Genomic DNA, 17239 nt, shown 5'->3' with positions numbered 1-17239 from the left:
CCCCTCGGGGGCTGGAAACGGGCGCAAAAGAGCTTTCAAAAGATACTATACGAGGAGGAAACGTCATGGAGGCGATCGTGATCGCGGAACGGGCGCTGCGCGGCGAAGGTCCCGCCGTGCTGGCGACCGTCGTCAGGGTGGAAGGGCATGCGTACCGCAAGGCGGGCGCGACGATGCTGCTCCTGCCGGACCAAGCGGAAGCGCGATTCGGCACCATCAGCCCCGGCTGCCTCGAGACGGATCTGGAGGAGCGGGCGCGAGCCGTCTGGACGTCGGGTGAATGCGAGATCGTGCGCTACGACATGCGTTCGGAGACGGATGCGATGTGGGGCGAAGCGGTCGGTTGCGGCGGCGTGATCGAGGTGCTGCTCGAAGCCGTGGCCGGAGAGCTCCGCCGCGTGCTGACGGAAGCGCGGGACCGGGTGCGACGGGGTGAAGCGGTACGGCTGCTTCGCGAGAGGAAGGGCCGGGAGCTGGCGTACCGGCTGTCGGCGGATCTCCCTGCGGAGGGGGAGGGCGAGCGGCCCGAAACGGGATTCATCTGGCGGCTTGCGCCGATGGACCGTCTTGTGTTGTTCGGCGCGGGCGCAGACGCGGACCCGATCTGCCGGCTGGCCGCCCCGCTCGGCTTCCGGCTGGCGGTGGCCGACTGGCGGGAGGAGCTCCTCTCGGCGGCGCGTTTTCCAGACGCCGAAATGGTTGCGGGCTCGGCCGAAGAGATCGCGGATGCGCTCGGCATCGGAGCGTCGGATTACGTCGTCGTGTGCGGCCATCAGCTGCGGCGGGACCGTGCGATGATCGAGGCGCTGCTGCCGAGGCAGCCGGCATACGTCGGCGTGATGGGATCCTCCAGGCGCATCCGCCATTTGTTCGACGGCTTGCCGATGCCGCCTTTCGTCCGGGCGCCGGTCGGCCTTCCGATTGGCGCCGAAGGGCCGGAGGAGATCGCGGTCAGCATCGCGGCGGAGCTCGTAGCCGTTCGCAGGGGACGCAGGAGGGAGGTCGAGGCGCATGCGGATCGCGGGGCTTTATTTGGCGGCCGGGGCGAGCAGGCGCATGGGGCGACTCAAGCTGTCCCTGGAGCTTGCCCCGGGTAAGCCGCTCGGCGCGTTCGCGCTGCGAAGCCTGCTCGCCTGCGGAGCGGCGCCGGTGTTCGTCGTCGTCCGGCCGGACGATCCGTGCGGCTGGATGGCGGAAGCGGTCGCCCGCGGCGAGGTGCAACGGCTGCCTTGCCCCGATGCGGACGGCGGCCTGTCGTTTTCGATCCGCTGCGGCGTGCGTGCCGCGGAAGCGGCGGGAGCCGACGCCGTGATGATCGTTCTGGCGGACCAGCCCTTCGTGCGGCCGGAAGATTTGCGAGCGCTGTCGGAGGCTGCTTCCGCGGATCCGGCGCTCGACTTCGCGGCTTGCCGATACGGCGGATCCTACGACGCGCCGCCCGCGATATTTGCCCGGCGGATGTTCCCGGCGCTCGCTGGCTTGTCAGGTGACCGCGGCGCCCGTGCGCTGCTGTCGGACGGGACCTGGCGCGGCCGGACGTTGGCGGTGGATGGGGTCGTTTCGGCCTTGGACGTAGACACCCCCGAAGCGTGGCGGTCGGCGATCAAGTCGTACGCGCGAATGTGCGGAAGCGGAGAGTTCCGGTGACTTTCCGCTGGGATGATCGAAAAAAATCGACTAAATGAGGCTAGACCGGCTGCAACCTTAAGACCGCTTGGCCGTAAACAACGGGAGGACCTGCGGCACGCGATCCGCTGCCGGCAGGCCGTTCGTTCGCTCGCGATCTATGACGGACTTGAGAACGGAACGCAGCAAGCATCGACTATCAACGCGACCAAACCAATGTTTAATGAAGAAACAGGGGGAGAAGCTCATGAGATTGGGCGGACAGCTGTTCGGGGACCTGCGGGACCCGGAGAAATGGGCGAGAGCGGTGCGGGACGCCGGCTTTCGGGCGGCGATCTGTCCGGTGGGCGCCGATGCGGGCGAGGCGGAGGTGAAGTCCTTCATGGAGGTGGCGGTCAAGCACGACATCGCGATATCCGAAGTCGGCGCCTGGAGCAACCCGATCAGCCCCGACGCGCAGGTGCGCGAAGCAGCGCTGGCGCACAGCAAGCGGCAGCTCGCCATAGCGGAGACGGTGGGCGCCCGCTGCTGCGTGAACATCGCAGGCTCGCGCGGCGAGCAGTGGGACGGGCCGCATCCGGACAATTTCTCGGACGAGACGTTCGAACGGATCGTCGACACGGTCCGCGAAATCATCGACGAGGTACAGCCGAAGCGTACGTTTTTCGCTCTGGAGACGATGCCGTGGATATTCCCGGATTCGGCCGATACGTACTTGGCGCTGCTGCGGGCGATCGACCGCCCGATGTTCGGCGTACATCTTGATCCGGTCAACATGATCTCGAGCCCGCGCGTCTATTATCGCAACGGCGAAATGATCCGCGACTTTTTCGCGAAGCTGGGGCCGCATATCCGGAATTGCCACGCCAAGGACATTCGTCTTGCCGGCCAGCTTACGGTTCGTCTGGAGGAAGTCGTCCCCGGACGGGGGGCGTTGGACTACCGGACGTTTCTGCGCGAGCTGAGCAAGCTTGACCCCGACACGCCGCTCATCATCGAGCATCTGCAGAATGCCGAGGAGTGCGCCGAAGGGGCGGCCTATATCCGCCAAGTCGCGAACGAAATCGGGGTTGCACTGTAGACGGATCTCCTGTTAAGGTTCAGGCCTTGACATCCGATCCGCGATTGCGTAACATAAGGAGCGAAGTTAGGCTGTAAAGTGGTTTCCCTTGACAGCAGACAAAGGAGTGACCTTTGTGCACGGGGACAACGCGCTCGCCAAGACGACTCGGGTGAACATCCTGTTCGACTTCTACGGCCCTTTGCTGACGGAGAAGCAGCAGACGTTCCTGAAATATTACTTCCACGACGATTATTCGCTCGGAGAGATCGCCGCCGACGCGGGCGTCAGCCGCCAGGCGGTATACGAGCATCTGAAGCGCGCGGAGCAGGTGCTGGAGTCGTACGAGCGCAAGCTCGGACTCGTCTCTCGGCACGAGCGGCTGCAGGAGGGGCTCAGCCTCCTGGAGCGGCAGATCGACGCGCTGCCGGACGAGTGGCGGCGGAAACTCGCCGAGACCGCGACGATGCTGCGGGGCTCGGAATAACCGATTGAGATCTACAATAGACATCCTTTTCGACGAAGGGGGGATCGGCCTATGGCGTTTGAAGGATTGACAACCCGCTTGCAGAACGTATTCGGCAAGCTCAGGGGCAAAGGCAAGCTGTCGGAAGACGACGTCAACGAAGCGATGCGCGAGGTGCGCCTCGCGCTGCTCGAAGCCGACGTAAACTTCAAGGTCGTGAAGGACTTCATCTCCAAGGTCAAGGAGAAAGCCGTCGGCCAAGAGGTCACGAAGAGCTTTACACCGGGAATGGTCGTCGTCGACATCGTGCACAAGGAGCTCATCGAGCTGATGGGCGGCACGCAGTCGAAGCTGGCCAAGTCGAACCGTCCTCCGACGGTCGTGCTGATGGCCGGTCTGCAGGGCGCGGGCAAGACGACGCTCACCGGCAAGCTGGCCAAGCTGCTCCAATCGCAAAATCACAAGCCGCTGCTCGTCGCGGGCGACATCTACCGTCCCGCCGCGATCAAGCAGCTGCAGGTGCTCGGCGATCAGATCCAAGTCCCCGTCTTCACGATGGGCGACCAGGTGAGCCCGGTCGAGATCGCGCGGCAAGGCGTGCAGCAGGCCAAGGAGCAGGGCAACGACTACGTCCTGATCGATACCGCCGGCCGCCTGCAGATCGACGAAGCGCTCATGGAAGAGATCAAACAAATCCATGACGCCGTGAAACCGGACGAAGTGCTGCTCGTCGTCGACGCGATGACCGGCCAGGAAGCCGTCAACGTGGCGAAGAGCTTCCACGAGCAGCTCGCGCTGACGGGCGTCGTGCTGACGAAGCTCGACGGCGACACCCGCGGCGGCGCCGCGCTGTCGGTCAAGGCCGTTACCGGCTGCCCGATCAAGTTCGCCTCCACGGGCGAGAAGATCGATCAACTGGAGGCGTTCCACCCGGACCGGATGGCTTCGCGAATTCTCGGAATGGGCGACATGCTGTCGCTGATCGAGAAGGCGCAGTCCAACATCGACGAGGAAAAGGCGAAAGAGATGGAGCGCAAGATGCGCACCGCCGAGTTCACTTTCGACGACTTCCTGGAGCAGATGGAGCAAGTGCGCAAGATGGGTCCGCTCGATCAGCTGCTCGACATGATGCCGGGCATGAACAAGCTGAAGGCGAACCCGAACTTCAAAATCGACGAAAAGCAAATCGCCCGCACCGAGGCGATCGCCAAGTCGATGACGAAGGTGGAGAAGCAGAAGCCCGACATCATCAACTACAGCCGCCGCAAGCGGATCGCGGCCGGCAGCGGCACGACGCTCGCCGACGTGAACCGGCTGCTCAAGCAGTTCGAGGACATGAAGAAGATGATGAAGCAGTTCTCGGGCATGATGGGGCCGAAAGGTCCGAAGGGCGGCATGAAAGGCCTGAAAAACCTCCTCGGAGGCAAGGGCGGCAAAATGAAGTTTCCTTTCTAACCGCTCGCGTTAGGTTGCCCGATCGTTGATTAAGTCAAGGAGGTGAATGTTAACAATGGCAACTCGCATCCGTCTGAAACGCATGGGCGCCCACAAAGCCCCTTTCTATCGCGTCGTGGTCGCGGACTCCCGTTCCCCGCGCGACGGCCGCTTCATCGAAGAGATCGGCATCTATAACCCGGTCGCTCAACCGGCCGAAGTGAAGATCGACGAGGAGAAAGCGCTGAAATGGCTGCAATCCGGCGCGCAAGCGTCCGATACGGTCCGCAATCTTCTGAGCAATGCAGGCGTTCTGAAAAAATTCCACGAATCCAAGCTCTCGAAGTAAGACGTCTCATTCCCGGAGGCATAGACCATGGAACAACTGATTCGGGTTATCGCCCGGGCGTTGGTGGATCATCCGGAAGACGTGCAGATTCAGGTCAGGGAAGACGCGAGAGGCCTGGTGTACGAGCTTTCCGTTCATCCGGGCGATGTCGGCAAAGTCATCGGCAAGCAGGGGCGCATCGCCAAGGCGCTGCGTACAGTCGTTACTTCCGCTTCGGTTAAGGAGCGGAAGCGCGTCATCGTGGACATCGTATCGGAATAGCCAAAGGGTCCGGGGCGCGGGCGATGCCCGTCCGGGCCTTTTTTTTCGCGCCGTTCGGGTGATCCTAAATCCGGAAGGCGCGGCATCGACTGCTTTCCACCATCCTCATCGATTCAAAGGAGGCTGCTTCCGTGGCGGAACAGCAATGGTTAAACGTCGGCAAAATCGTCAATACCCACGGGGTCCGGGGCGAGATCAAGGTGTACCCGTCGACCGACTTTCCGGACGTGCGGTTCCGCGCCGGAAGCCGCTTGCAGCTCGTGCCGCCGGAGCGCGGCGAGCCGTTCGGCGTCGAGGTGGAGCGCGCGAGAGAGCAGAAGAACGTCTTCATCGTCAAGCTGAAGGGCTGGGACGACATCAACTACGCGGAGCAATTCAAAGGCTGGGAGCTGAAGGTGACCGCCGAGGAGCGCGTGGAGCTCGAGGAAGGCGAATACTACTTGAGCGATATTATCGGCTGCTCGGTCGTCTCCGACGAGGGAGAGACGATCGGCGTGGTCGCGGACGTCCTGTCGCCGGGCGCGAACGACGTCTGGGTCGTGAAGCGTCCCAAAGGTACGGACGTGCTGATCCCTTTCATCGACGACGTCGTGCTCGATGTCGACGTGGCCGGCCGGATCGTCAAAGTACATTTGATGGAAGGGCTGCTTTGACATGCGGATCGACGTGCTGACGCTGTTCCCGGAAATGTTCGAGGGCGTCTTCGGCAGCAGCATCCTCGGCAAAGCCAAAGAGCGCGGCCTTGTGTCGCTGCACACGGTGAACTTCCGGGATTACGCGAACAACAAGCACAATACCGTGGACGATACGCCCTACGGGGGCGGAGGCGGCATGGTGCTGAAGGCGGAGCCGATCTTCGGCGCGGTTGAGGACGTCGTCACGCGGCGGTCCGGCGCGGCGGATGCCGCGGACGAAGGATCCCGACCGCCCCGAGTCATCCTCATGTGCCCGCAGGGAGCGCCGTTCTCGCAGCGCAAGGCGCAGGAGCTGGCGGCGGAGGAGCACCTGATCTTCATCTGCGGTCACTACGAGGGCTACGACGAGCGCATTCGCCGGCACCTCGTCACGGACGAGCTGTCGATCGGCGATTACGTGCTTACCGGCGGAGAGCTCCCGGCGATGGTCGTCGTCGACGCGGTGGTCCGGCTGCTGCCCGGCGTGCTTGGCAACGAGACGTCCGCCGTGCGGGACTCGTTCAGCGACGGGCTGTTGGAATACCCGCATTATACGCGCCCGGTCGATTTCCGGGGGATGACGGTGCCGGATGTACTTTTGTCCGGCCATCATGCGGAAATCGACAAGTGGCGGCGGCGGCAGTCGCTCCTGCGCACGCTGGAACGACGTCCGGAGTTGCTTGAGGGAGCGGAACTGACGCCGAAGGAGCGGGCGTGGCTCGCGGAACAGCGCGAGCTTTCGGCGAAGGCGCGGCCGTCTTTGGCGGAGGGCGCCGAAGACGGCGAGGCCGCGGGCGAAAGCGGCCGGTAAAAGCCCTTGTCCGGCGCTTGAACTTCCGGTTGAATTCGCTGGGCGAGTGTGTTAAAATTTCAAATGTTGTGTATGCCGATGCTTCTGCGGACGAGTCCGCAGCATCCGCATTCCTAATCGGGCGGTCCTCTGCGCGCGTCGATCCGAATTCCCCGAGAATTCGCGGAGTGGCAAGAACGTCTATGGTGGAAGGAGGGGAAACCCCAATGAGTCTGATCCAAGCGATTACGCAAGAGCAACTGCGCAAAGACGTGCCTGCGTTCCGTCCCGGCGACACGCTGAAAGTTCACGTGAAAGTCGTCGAGGGTTCCCGCGAACGCGTTCAGCTGTTCGAAGGCGTCGTCATCAAGCGTCGCGGCGGCGGCATCAGCGAGACGTTTACGGTTCGTAAAATCTCGTACGGCGTCGGCGTCGAGCGGACGTTCCCGGTTCATTCGCCCCGCATCGATAAGATCGAAGTGGCGCGCCGCGGTAAAGTTCGCCGTGCGAAGCTGTATTACCTGCGCAACCTGCGCGGCAAAGCAGCCCGCATCAAAGAAATTCGATAAGCAAACGCGAGGGGGCTTGGCGGTGTTCAAGCCCTCTTTTGCATTCTCCTGAGTCGGATCATTCCGCCGACACATCACTCGGAAGGTGCCAGAAAGAGGCGAACCCCTTATGGATCAATCGCGGGACTGGAACGACGAACCCAAATCCGATTCCCAGACCGTCGCCCCGGCGGCGAACGAAGCACGCGCCGACGCGCCGGAAGGGCAGGCGCCTTCCGCGCCGGAGGGCGGTCAGGGCGGACCGGAGGGCCCGAAGAAATCGGGCGAATCCAAAGTCGGCAAAGAAGTGATGGAATGGGTGAAGGCGCTCGTCATCGCCGGCATCCTCGTCATCGTCATCCGTTGGCTGTTGTTTAATCCGTTCATCGTGGACGGGCCTTCGATGCAGCCGAACTTCTGGAACGGCGAGCGGATCATCGTAAACAAGGTGATCTACGACATCCGCAAACCGCACGCCGGCGAAGTCATCGTGTTTCACGTGCCCGACGAGGGTCGTGACTACATCAAACGCGTCATCGGCGTGCCCGGCGACACGATCAAGGTCGAAGGGGACGACGTCTACGTCAACGGCGACAAGATCGCGGAGCCGTATTTAGCCAAGACGTACGAGAAAGCGCACAACGCGGGCGGGCTCTACAACGAGCCGTCCGACCACAGCGACTTCCCGAACGACATCATTCCGGAAGGCACCGTGCCCGAAGGCTCGCTGTTCGTCATGGGCGACAACCGTCCGGACTCCAAGGACAGCCGCATGATCGGCTACGTGCCGATCAGCCGGGTTGTAGGCAGGGCGGAATTGATCTTCTGGCCGTTAGGGAAAATTCAATATATCGGCCGCGGCTATTAAGGGCGCCTTGACGGCGCGGGCCGCGGACAAGCTGGGAACGCCGCGCGACCTTAAGAGAACTCGCCGGTCGGCGCGGCCGGAGGGCGTATCATGACGATCCAATGGTTCCCGGGACACATGACCCGGGCCAAACGGCAAATCCAAGAAAAACTGAAGCTCATCGACGTCGTGTTCGAGCTGCTCGACGCACGCATTCCCGAGTCGAGCCGCAATCCGATGATCGACGAGATCGTGGGCGCCAAGCCGCGCCTCGTCCTGCTGAACAAGGCGGATCTGGCAGACCCCGAGGCGAACGTCTGGTGGGGCGAACATTTCAAGGCGCTCGGCCATAGCGTGCTCGCGATCGACGCGAACACGGGCACCGGCGTGCGGGAGATCGGTACCCGGGTGCAGTCGCTGCTCCAGGAGAAGATCGAACGGCAAATCGCCAAGGGGATGAAGCCCCGTCCTTCGCGGGCGCTCATCGTCGGCATCCCGAACGTCGGCAAGTCGACGCTGATCAACAAGCTGGCGGGGCGCAGCGCGGCCGCGACGGGCGACCGTCCCGGCGTGACCAAGGGACAGCAGTGGATTCGCACGGGCAGCGGCCTCGAGCTGCTCGACACGCCCGGCATCCTCTGGCCGAAGTTCGAGGACCCGGAGGTCGGCTTCCGGTTGGCCGCCACCGGCGCGATCAAGGAGGAAGTGCTGCATATTGACGAGGTCGCGTGCTTCGTCTTGCGGCACTTGTCCGCCGCCTACGGCGAAACGCTCCGGGAGCGGTACGGCCTATCCGAGCTCCCTGCGGACATCCCGGACGTCGCGACGGCCGTTCCCGTGCTTGAAGAAATCGGCCGGCGCCGCGGCTGCCTGGGCAGCGGCGGACACATCGACTACGAGAAAGCCGCCGGCGTACTGCTGCGCGATCTGCGCTCCGGCAAGCTCGGGCGCATCACGCTGGAGCTGCCGGGCGACCCGGTTTAGCTTCATCCAGCTCCCCCTCAACGGCGCTTGCCGTCCGAGGGGGAGCTTCGTTTTGCGCGAAAAAGGCATGCAAGTTTAGGAATTTGGCCGCCAAGGGTTGCCGGATCGCCCGGCTTGTCGGACAATGGAGAAAAAGAGCGGCAGCTCGTACATAAAAGGATGGTATGGCGTTGGCGGACGAGAAGGTTTACATAGACGAACCGTTTTTCGAAGATCGGATCCTCGCAGGTTTTTCTGCCAATCCGGAGAAGGGGGCGCGAACTTCGAAACGGGCGCGGGTCGCGAAAGAAGCGGAGCCGGAAGCCGATCGGCTGGCGTTCGAGCGTCCGCTGTGGACGTCGGGCGCGACGGGGATCGCGGGCGTGGACGAAGTGGGCCGCGGCTGCCTGTTCGGCGACGTCGTAGCGGCGGCCGTCATCCTGCCCCCGGGGCTCATCCTGGATGGGATCGACGATTCGAAGCAGCTCAGCGAGAAAAAAAGAGAGGCGCTCTACGAAGAGATTCTCGCCCATGCGGTCGCTTGGGGCGTCGGTCGCGTCGACGCGGAAACGATCGACCGCATCAACATCCGGCAGGCGTCGCGGCTGGCGATGAAGCTGGCGGTCGAAGGGCTCGGCGCCGCGCCGGATCATCTGCTGGTCGACGCGGAGTCCGTCCCCCTTCCGATCGCCCAGACGGCCATCGTGAAGGGGGACGCCCGCAGCCAGTCGATCGGCGCCGCTTCGATCGTGGCCAAGGTGACCCGCGATCGGCTGTGCGCCGAAACGTGGGAGGCGCTGTATCCCGGCTACGGGATCGGTGCGCACAAAGGCTACGCCACCAAGCAGCACCGCGAAGCGCTGCTGCAGCTGGGACCGACGCCGATGCACAGGCGCTCGTTCCTGAACGGCCTTTTCGCGGAACAACAGGCGTTGTTCTAATGCAAAGGCGTTCGTCGCCCGATACATAAGAGAAGAAGATCGCTGCGAAAGAGGAGAGAGGGCCATGGACGTGAACGTCGCTTCGATCGTGCGCGCAATGCTGAAAGACAGTCAGCCGGGCGACGCCAAGGCGCTGGAGCTGCGCGTCGGGCAGATCGTCCGGGGTGTACTTCTGGAGATCCTCGACAACCAGGAGGCGCTCATCAACATTAACGGCATGCCGGTTCGGGCCAAGCTCGACGCCGACCTCCCGGTCGGGCAAGGCACGCTGCTGCAGGTGCAGCCGCAGGCAAAAGGCGGCCTCGTTTCGCTGAAGCCGCTCGCGGACCCGACCGCTGCGCAGGCAGAGGCGAGCGTGCGGGAAAGCGTGAAGGCGTTTGGGCTGCCGGATCAGCGCTGGAGCTTCGAGCTGCTCAGCGGCTTAAAGCGGGATGGCTATCCGACCGGGCGGGAGACGGCGCAGTGGTTCGCCCAAGCGGGCGACGCGATGCCGCCCGGCGAAGACGCCGAGCGCTGGATGAATGCGGCGGGCGTCGCGTTCCGGCGGGGCTTGCCGCCGACGGAGACGACGATCGCATCGCTGCGGCAGGCGCTGTATGGACCGCCGCTGCACGAGCAGCTTCGTCAAATGGCCGCGGTCGTTGAAGCTTCGCTGGCCGAGATGGATCCGTCGTCGGAGACGGCGCAAGCGGCAGGGCGGGTCGGACGGCTGTTGGCGGACGGCATGGCGCTGCTTGCCCGCGGAGGCGAGGCATTGTGGACCGACGGCCCGCAGGAGCCGGCGGGCGGGCGCTCGGCAGGCGGGGAGCTGCCGAGAGAGGCGGCGACGGCAGCTGGGCAGCGGGCGCAGGGAGAGGCGCAGCAGACGGCCGCAAGCCCGGCGTCGCGAGCAGCCGGGCCTGCCGCGGCAGCGGCGGCGATGCCTGCCGCAGGACAGGCGTACGGTGGCGCGTCGCCAGCCCCGCAGGCGCCCCTGGGTGCCGGCTCCGCCGCGGACGGCGCGGCGAAGGGGAACTTAGCCGCCAAGGCGGCGGAAAGCGCGGCGCCCGACAGTGAAAGTGCGGCCGCGGGTGCCCGGGCTGGCGCGGATACGTCGGCGCACGCCGGCCGGACGGCGGCGGCCGGAACCGCAGACCGCAAGGACGGCGCGTGGATCGAGCGGTTTCTGCAGTGGCTCGGAACGGGACACGAGCGGCACGCGGTTACGGGAGCGGGAGGCCCGGGCGCGGAGACGCCCAACGCCGGCCCCGGCCAGCCGGGCCAGCCCGCTCCGACGGGCGACACGCTGAAGGGCGCGCTGCTCGCGCTGGCCGCAATGGACGACGCGCCGCCTGCGCTCAAGGAAGCCGCCCAAGGGCTTGCGCAGCAGATTACGGGCCAGCAGCTCCTGCTGTCCGCCGAACGGCAAAACACGGCGATGATGAGCCACATGACGCTGTTCATTCCGCTTCGCGGACAGGACGGCGACACGACCGCCACCGTGCGCGTCGAGACGCGGCGCGGACGCAAGGGCGAATGGGACGCGAGCAACTGCCGGCTGCTGTTCGATCTGAAGATGCGGCACCTCGGCGATACGCTCGTCGACGTGCAGGTCGTCGACAAGGCGGTGTCGCTCCGGCTGCTGAACGATCGGCCTTGGGTCGCGGAGCTGGTGGAGGCCGCCCGCGGGGAAGCGGCCGCCGGTTTGCAGGAGGCGGGATACCGGCTTCTATCCCTCACGGCGGCGCCCTATCCCAAACCGGCGGAGCTCGGTACCGGCGGCGAAGCGCCGGAGGCCGGAGCTGCGCCGCCCAGGCCTGAGCTGGCGGGGACGGCGGCCTACGCAGCGAAGCCCTATAGAGGGGTGGATTACCGAGCATGAGCGCCTCTTCGCAATCGCCCGGCGGCGACCAGCCGCCGCGGACGCTGCCGCGCCGAGCGGTCGCGCTGAAGTACGACGCCGAGCAAGGCACGGCTCCGATCGTCGTGGCCAAAGGCCAGGGCGTCATCGCCGACGAAATTTTGCGCCGGGCACAGGACAACGGCGTCCCCGTCCAGGAGGACGCCTCGCTCGTCGAGGTGCTGTCCAAGCTCGAGCTGCAGCAGGAAATACCTCCAGAACTTTACAGGCTGGTGGCCGAGGTGCTGAGCTTCGTTTACCGGTCCGACCGGCGGGCGGGCTTGAAGGGACCGGACGACGGCTGGCTCTAGCGGCATGAACGTTGAACCGTGCGAAAGGGCCGTTGAAGACAGAAAGGAGCGGGGAACCGTGGGCTTCGGGGAGAAAAGCGCCGGCGACGGAAGACGGGCGCGCGGCATCGCCGCCGAATCGGCGGCGGCCGGCCATTTGTCCGGCCTCGGCTACCGGATTATTTCGCGCAATTGGCGCTGCAGAATCGGCGAGCTCGATCTGGTGGCGCTCGACGGCGATACGCTCGTCTTCGTCGAGGTGCGCTCCCGGCGCGCGAGCGGACGCTTCGGCACGGCGGTCGAGGCCGTGACCCCGCGCAAGTGCGCTCAAGTGCGCGCCACCGCGCAAGCATACCTCCAACGGCTGCGAGAGCGGGACCGCGCGGTTCGCTTCGACGTCGTCGCCGTCACGTTCTCCGCTACCGGCGAGCTGGCGGAGCTCCGGCATTTGCCGGGCGCGTTTTGAACGGGCGGACAGGCGGCCAAGGGGAGCTGGCGGGATTCGTTTGCGAGACCGAATTTCCGCCGTTGACAAGCGCATCGCAGGCAAGTAGACTGTGAGTAAATCAATATTTCGGACGGTAAGGAAGCACCTTGCTCCGGGAACGAGAAGACGTTTCGGAGAGGGTGTTTTTTTGTGATGTACGCGAGAATGCTGAGCGCCAGCGTCGCCGGCGTGGAGGGACGGCTCATCGAGGTGGAGGTTCACATTTCCTCGGGTCTGCCCCAGGTTCATGTCGTAGGCTTGCCCGACCCGGCGGTCCGGGAGTCGGTCGACCGGGTCCGGTCGGCCATCCAGAACGGCGGGATGAAGTTCCCGCTCGACCGCATCACCGTGAACCTCGCACCCGCGGACCTCCGCAAGGAAGGGAGCGCCTTCGATCTCGCGATCGCGGCCGGCATTCTGTGCGCCAGCGGCCAGTTGGCCGCAGATGCGGTTCGGGACGCGCTATTGATCGGGGAGCTGTCGCTGAGCGGCGAAGTCAAGGCGGTGCCGGGCGTCCTTGCGATGGTCGAGCGGGCGCGGGCGGCCGGGCTTAGCCGGGTCTACGTGCCCCAGGCGAGCGTATCGGAAGCGCGTCTGTTGGGCGGCGTCGAGGTCGTCGGTCTTTCTTCGCTGTCCCGCTGGGTGCGGGAAGGAGGAGCGGGCGTCGAAGCGGAAGGCGAGGCGCAGGCGTCGGCAGGGTCGGGCATAGATTCGATCGACGAGGAGGCGGCTGGACAGCTCGATCTCGCCGACGTCGTTGGGCAGTCCCAAGGCAAGCGCGCGCTCCTCATCGCGGCCGCGGGCATGCACAACCTACTGTTTGTGGGACCGCCCGGCACGGGCAAGACGATGCTCTGCCGCCGGCTCCCCTCGCTGCTGCCGCAGCTGGGAGACGAGGAGGCGCTGGAAGTGACGAAGATCTACAGCGTCAGCGGCAAGCTGAACGGTCCGCGGTCCGGACTTCTCCGGAGGCGGCCGTTTCGCGCGCCGCATCATACGATTTCGGGGGCGGGACTGATCGGCGGAGGATCGGTGCCGAAGCCGGGGGAGGTAACGCTTGCGCACCATGGCGTTCTCTTCCTGGACGAGCTGCCGGAGTTCTCCCGGACCGCGCTGGAGTCGCTGAGGCAGCCGCTCGAGGACCGGCACGTGACGATCGGGCGCGCGCGGGGCGTGACCCGTTTTCCCGCTTCGTTCGTGCTCGCCGCGTCGATGAATCCGTGCCCTTGCGGCTACTGGGGATCCGAGACGAACGAGCGTCCTTGCCTTTGTTCGGCGGCCGCCGTCGCCCGATACCGCTCGCGAATGTCCGGGCCGTTGACCGACCGGATCGACCTCCAGGTGGAAGTCCCGAGGCAGACGGCGCGTTTGCGGGAGCCGGGCGGCATGACGTCCGCCGAGGCCCGGGAACGACTGGCCGTCGCCTACGCGCGCCAGCGGGAGCGCTACCGAAGGGCAGGCATTCGCTGGAACAGTGAGCTGTCCGGCCGACTGCTGGCCGCGCATGCCGCACTGGCCCCCGAAGCCGAGGCGCTTCTCTCCGGCGTCTATGCGCAATTGGGTTTAAGCTTTCGGGCGCACGACCGGATCCTGAAGCTGTCCCGCACGATCGCGGATTTGGCCGATCGGGAACGGATCGAGGCCGAGCACGTCGCCGAGGCGATTCAGTATCGCTGTTTGGACAAGACCGCTCTCGCGAATTGACGGAGTCCCGCTCTCTGCCGACATTCGCGGCAAGCGGAGACGACTTAGCCGCTTTTTTTGGTCATACAGAATTTAAAAGTTTTCACGTCTTTCCATTTCTGTATGACCGACGATAAAAACGTGTCGCCGTCTAGGAAGACGGCAAAGCCGTTTTTACTTGCGCAGCAGGATCCGGATCAGAACGATGACGAAGACCGCCAGGCTGACGCTGGCGCCGACAAGGTTGACGACGGCCTGCCAGTCGAGTCCGCTCCGATGCTTGGAGTAGGCTCCGAGAACGAAAGCCGCGGCGAGCAGCGGCCAGAATATCAGCTTGTATCGTTGATAGAGAATGGACAGCACGGCGCGTCTCCTTTCGCGATTTTTCGGAATTGCATGAATAAACCTTAGCATAGATATGCAGGCTTAGAGAAGCGGAGCGCCCCTGGGAGCAGGCCGAAGCCGGCCCGCGCGAAGTACGGACAATTCTCCGGAGGCGGCCGCTTTCCCCGCCCTATTCAAGCGGAGGACCGTTCGCCGAACCGGACGTTTCCACGCAAATCCCATCTCGCAATGAGATGAAACCATTGCCAAACGAATCTAATAAATTGATGAAAAACAGAGGAAGCCCGGGACAAAAAGTGTTACAATAGGTAAGGTTTCGGTACTCATTGCAGTACCCAATGGTTCTCAGATGCGTGTTAAACGGGAGGATGCTTGGCCATGAATATTCATGAGTATCAAGGCAAGGAAGTCTTGAGACAGTACGGCGTAGCCGTTCCTCGCGGCAAGGTCGCGTTCACGGTCGACGAAGCGGTGAAGGCCGCCGAAGAGCTCGGCTCGCCGGTTACCGTCGTCAAAGCGCAGATCCATGCGGGCGGCCGCGGCAAAGCCGGCGGCGTCAAAGTGGCGAAGAGCCTCGACCAAGTGCGCGAGTATGCTTCGCAAATTCTCGGCAAGGTATTGGTCACGCACCAGACCGGCCCGGAAGGCAAAGAAGTGAAGCGCCTCCTCATCGAGGAAGGCTGCGACATCAAGAAAGAATATTACGTCGGCGTAGTCGTCGATCGCGCGACCGGTCGCGTCGTCCTGATGGCTTCGGAAGAAGGCGGCACGGAGATCGAAGAAGTCGCCGCACATTCCCCGGAGAAGATCATCAAGGAAGTCGTCGATCCGGCCGTCGGTCTGCAGACGTTCCAAGCACGTCGCCTGGCATATGCGATCAACATTCCGAACGAGCTGGTGAACAAGGCGGCCAAATTCATGCTGTCCCTGTACCAAGCGTTCGTCGACAAAGACTGCTCCATCGCCGAGATCAATCCGCTCGTCGTGACGGGCGGCGGCGACGTTATGGCGCTGGACGCGAAGCTGAACTTCGACTCTAACGCCCTGTTCCGCCACAAGGACATTCTGGAGCTCCGCGACCTCGACGAAGAGGACGAAAAGGAAATCCAAGCTTCCAAGTACGACCTGAGCTACATCGCGCTCGACGGCAACATCGGCTGCATGGTAAACGGCGCCGGCCTCGCGATGGCGACGATGGACATTATCAAGTACTACGGCGGAGAGCCGGCCAACTTCCTGGACGTCGGCGGCGGCGCTACGAAGGAGAAAGTCACGGAAGCCTTCAAGATCATTCTGTCCGACGCGAACGTGAAGGGCATCTTCGTCAACATTTTCGGCGGCATCATGAAGTGCGACATCATCGCCGAAGGCGTCGTGGCTGCAGCTCGCGAGCTTGGACTGGACAAGCCGCTCGTCGTGCGCCTCGAAGGCACGAACGTCAAGCTGGGCAAAGAGATCTTGAACAATTCCGGGCTGAACATCGTGGCTGCGGATTCCATGTCCGACGGCGCGCAAAAGATCGTCGCGCTGGTGAAATAACTAGGGAGAACCGGGGAGCGTGAAGTCATGAGCATTTTGATCGATAAAAACACGAAGGTGATCACCCAAGGCATCACGGGAGCGACGGGTTCGTTCCATGCCAAAGGCGCCCTTGAATACGGCACGCAAATGGTCGGCGGCGTAACGCCGGGCAAAGGCGGCCAAACCATCGACTTCGATTTGGAGAACGGCACCAAGGTGACCCTGCCGATCTTCAATACGGTTCGCGAAGCGGTAGCGGCTACGGGCGCGACGGCTTCGGTCATCTACGTCGCGCCGCCGTTCGCGGCCGACTCCATCCTGGAAGCGGTGGATGCCGAGCTCGATCTCGTCATCTGCATCACCGAGGGCATTCCGGTCATCGACATGATCAAGGTGAAGCGCTACATGGAAGGCAAGAAGACGCGCCTCATCGGGCCGAACTGCCCGGGCGTCATCACGCCGGACGAAATCAAGATCGGCATCATGCCGGGCTATATCCACAAAAAAGGCCACGTCGGCGTTGTTTCCCGCTCGGGCACGCTGACGTACGAAGCGGTCCACCAGCTGACGACCCGCGGCATCGGCCAGTCGTCCGCGGTCGGCATCGGCGGCGACCCGGTCAAGGGCTCCGAGTTCATCGACATCCTGAACCTGTTCAATGAAGACCCGGATACGTACGCGGTCATCATGATCGGGGAAATCGGCGGCACCGCAGAAGAGGAAGCGGCCGAGTGGATCAAGGCGAACATGACGAAGCCGGTCGTCGGCTTCATCGGCGGCGCGACGGCGCCTCCCGGCAAGCGCATGGGCCATGCCGGTGCCATCATCTCCGGCGGCAAAGGCACCGCAGCCGAGAAGATCGCCAAGCTCGAGGAATGCGGCATCCGCGTCGCTCCGACGCCGTCCGACATGGGCGCGACACTCGTGAGCGTGCTCGAGGAGCGCGGCCTGCTCGAGAAATGCAAAAGCTAATTCGAACGGTTTGCTGATCCGGCTCGTTGCCGGGTCCTATCCGGGATAGGCAAGCAGCCTTCCACGTTTCCCCGCAAGGGGGCGCGGAAGGCTGCTTTTTGTT

20 protein-coding genes are annotated in these 17239 nt (G+C 64.0%); 19 read left to right on the top strand and 1 reads right to left on the bottom strand.

Annotation, left to right across the window (positions count from 1 at the left end):
* Window positions 1-65: 65 nt before the first annotated feature.
* The 17 genes from LKX83_RS24665 to LKX83_RS24585 all read left to right on the top strand — a co-directional run bounded on the left by LKX83_RS24665 (window position 66) and on the right by LKX83_RS24585 (window position 14319).
* Window positions 66-1097 (top strand): XdhC family protein, encoded by a 1032-nt coding sequence (locus LKX83_RS24665; RefSeq protein ID WP_227885497.1) that lies wholly within the window; start codon window positions 66-68, stop codon window positions 1095-1097.
* Complete coding sequence (locus tag LKX83_RS24660; RefSeq protein ID WP_255654847.1) at window positions 1057-1647, top strand: nucleotidyltransferase family protein; 591 nt, start codon at window positions 1057-1059, stop codon at window positions 1645-1647. Before LKX83_RS24665 ends, LKX83_RS24660 begins: the two co-directional genes overlap by 41 nt.
* A 226-nt stretch (window positions 1648-1873) precedes the next feature.
* A complete protein-coding gene (locus LKX83_RS24655) occupies window positions 1874-2707 on the top strand; it encodes a sugar phosphate isomerase/epimerase family protein (RefSeq protein ID WP_227885495.1) in 834 nt (277 codons plus the stop codon).
* 115 nt (window positions 2708-2822) lie between these two features.
* Window positions 2823-3173: a YlxM family DNA-binding protein gene (gene ylxM, locus LKX83_RS24650; RefSeq protein WP_227885494.1), complete on the top strand. Its 351-nt coding sequence runs from the start codon at window positions 2823-2825 to the stop codon at window positions 3171-3173.
* A 51-nt stretch (window positions 3174-3224) separates the two neighbouring features.
* The gene (gene ffh, locus LKX83_RS24645) at window positions 3225-4607 is read left to right on the top strand and encodes a signal recognition particle protein (protein ID WP_227885493.1); all 1383 of its coding nucleotides are present in this window, start codon (window positions 3225-3227) and stop codon (window positions 4605-4607) included.
* Between the two features lie 55 nt (window positions 4608-4662).
* The gene (rpsP, locus tag LKX83_RS24640) at window positions 4663-4935 is read left to right on the top strand and encodes a 30S ribosomal protein S16 (RefSeq protein ID WP_185673297.1); all 273 of its coding nucleotides are present in this window, start codon (window positions 4663-4665) and stop codon (window positions 4933-4935) included.
* Between the two features lie 27 nt (window positions 4936-4962).
* Window positions 4963-5196, top strand: coding sequence for a KH domain-containing protein (locus LKX83_RS24635; RefSeq protein WP_227885492.1), 234 nt, complete (start codon window positions 4963-4965; stop codon window positions 5194-5196).
* Window positions 5197-5327: 131 nt separating this feature from the next.
* Window positions 5328-5849 (top strand): ribosome maturation factor RimM, encoded by a 522-nt coding sequence (rimM, locus tag LKX83_RS24630; protein WP_227885491.1) that lies wholly within the window; start codon window positions 5328-5330, stop codon window positions 5847-5849.
* Between the two features lies 1 nt (window position 5850).
* On the top strand, window positions 5851-6681 hold the full coding sequence (trmD, locus tag LKX83_RS24625; RefSeq protein ID WP_227885490.1) for a tRNA (guanosine(37)-N1)-methyltransferase TrmD: 831 nt from the start codon (window positions 5851-5853) through the stop codon (window positions 6679-6681).
* Between the two features lie 206 nt (window positions 6682-6887).
* Complete coding sequence (gene rplS, locus LKX83_RS24620; protein ID WP_227885489.1) at window positions 6888-7229, top strand: 50S ribosomal protein L19; 342 nt, start codon at window positions 6888-6890, stop codon at window positions 7227-7229.
* A gap of 109 nt (window positions 7230-7338) precedes the next feature.
* Window positions 7339-8076, top strand: a complete 738-nt coding sequence (gene lepB / locus LKX83_RS24615; RefSeq protein WP_227885488.1) for a signal peptidase I — start codon at window positions 7339-7341, stop codon at window positions 8074-8076.
* Between the two features lie 90 nt (window positions 8077-8166).
* A complete protein-coding gene (gene ylqF / locus LKX83_RS24610) occupies window positions 8167-9039 on the top strand; it encodes a ribosome biogenesis GTPase YlqF (protein ID WP_227885487.1) in 873 nt (290 codons plus the stop codon).
* Between the two features lie 170 nt (window positions 9040-9209).
* Window positions 9210-9959, top strand: a complete 750-nt coding sequence (locus LKX83_RS24605; RefSeq protein WP_227885486.1) for a ribonuclease HII — start codon at window positions 9210-9212, stop codon at window positions 9957-9959.
* Window positions 9960-10023: 64 nt separating this feature from the next.
* Complete coding sequence (locus LKX83_RS24600; RefSeq protein WP_227885485.1) at window positions 10024-11820, top strand: hypothetical protein; 1797 nt, start codon at window positions 10024-10026, stop codon at window positions 11818-11820.
* On the top strand, window positions 11817-12149 hold the full coding sequence (locus LKX83_RS24595) for an EscU/YscU/HrcU family type III secretion system export apparatus switch protein (protein ID WP_227885484.1): 333 nt from the start codon (window positions 11817-11819) through the stop codon (window positions 12147-12149). The genes LKX83_RS24600 and LKX83_RS24595 overlap by 4 nt, the downstream gene beginning before the upstream one ends.
* Window positions 12150-12207: 58 nt before the next feature.
* Window positions 12208-12594 (top strand): YraN family protein, encoded by a 387-nt coding sequence (locus LKX83_RS24590; RefSeq protein ID WP_227885483.1) that lies wholly within the window; start codon window positions 12208-12210, stop codon window positions 12592-12594.
* Between the two features lie 174 nt (window positions 12595-12768).
* Window positions 12769-14319, top strand: a complete 1551-nt coding sequence (locus LKX83_RS24585) for a YifB family Mg chelatase-like AAA ATPase (protein ID WP_227885500.1) — start codon at window positions 12769-12771, stop codon at window positions 14317-14319.
* A 153-nt stretch (window positions 14320-14472) separates the two neighbouring features.
* Here the strand turns inward: LKX83_RS24585 and LKX83_RS24580 are convergent, their stop codons facing one another.
* Window positions 14473-14661, bottom strand: a complete 189-nt coding sequence (locus LKX83_RS24580; RefSeq protein ID WP_227885482.1) for a hypothetical protein — start codon at window positions 14659-14661, stop codon at window positions 14473-14475.
* Window positions 14662-15021: 360 nt separating this feature from the next.
* On the opposite strand from LKX83_RS24580, the gene sucC reads away from it, so the two are divergent.
* Complete coding sequence (sucC, locus tag LKX83_RS24575; protein WP_227885481.1) at window positions 15022-16182, top strand: ADP-forming succinate--CoA ligase subunit beta; 1161 nt, start codon at window positions 15022-15024, stop codon at window positions 16180-16182.
* A 27-nt stretch (window positions 16183-16209) separates the two neighbouring features.
* Window positions 16210-17136: a succinate--CoA ligase subunit alpha gene (gene sucD, locus LKX83_RS24570; protein WP_227885480.1), complete on the top strand. Its 927-nt coding sequence runs from the start codon at window positions 16210-16212 to the stop codon at window positions 17134-17136.
* The last annotated feature ends 103 nt before the right edge of the window (window positions 17137-17239 follow it).

It is taken from the genome of Cohnella baijiui (genome assembly GCF_020731285.1).
In the GTDB taxonomy this organism is placed as follows: Bacteria; Bacillota; Bacilli; order Paenibacillales; family Paenibacillaceae; genus Cohnella.
This window is presented reverse-complemented; position numbering and strand designations above follow the sequence as displayed.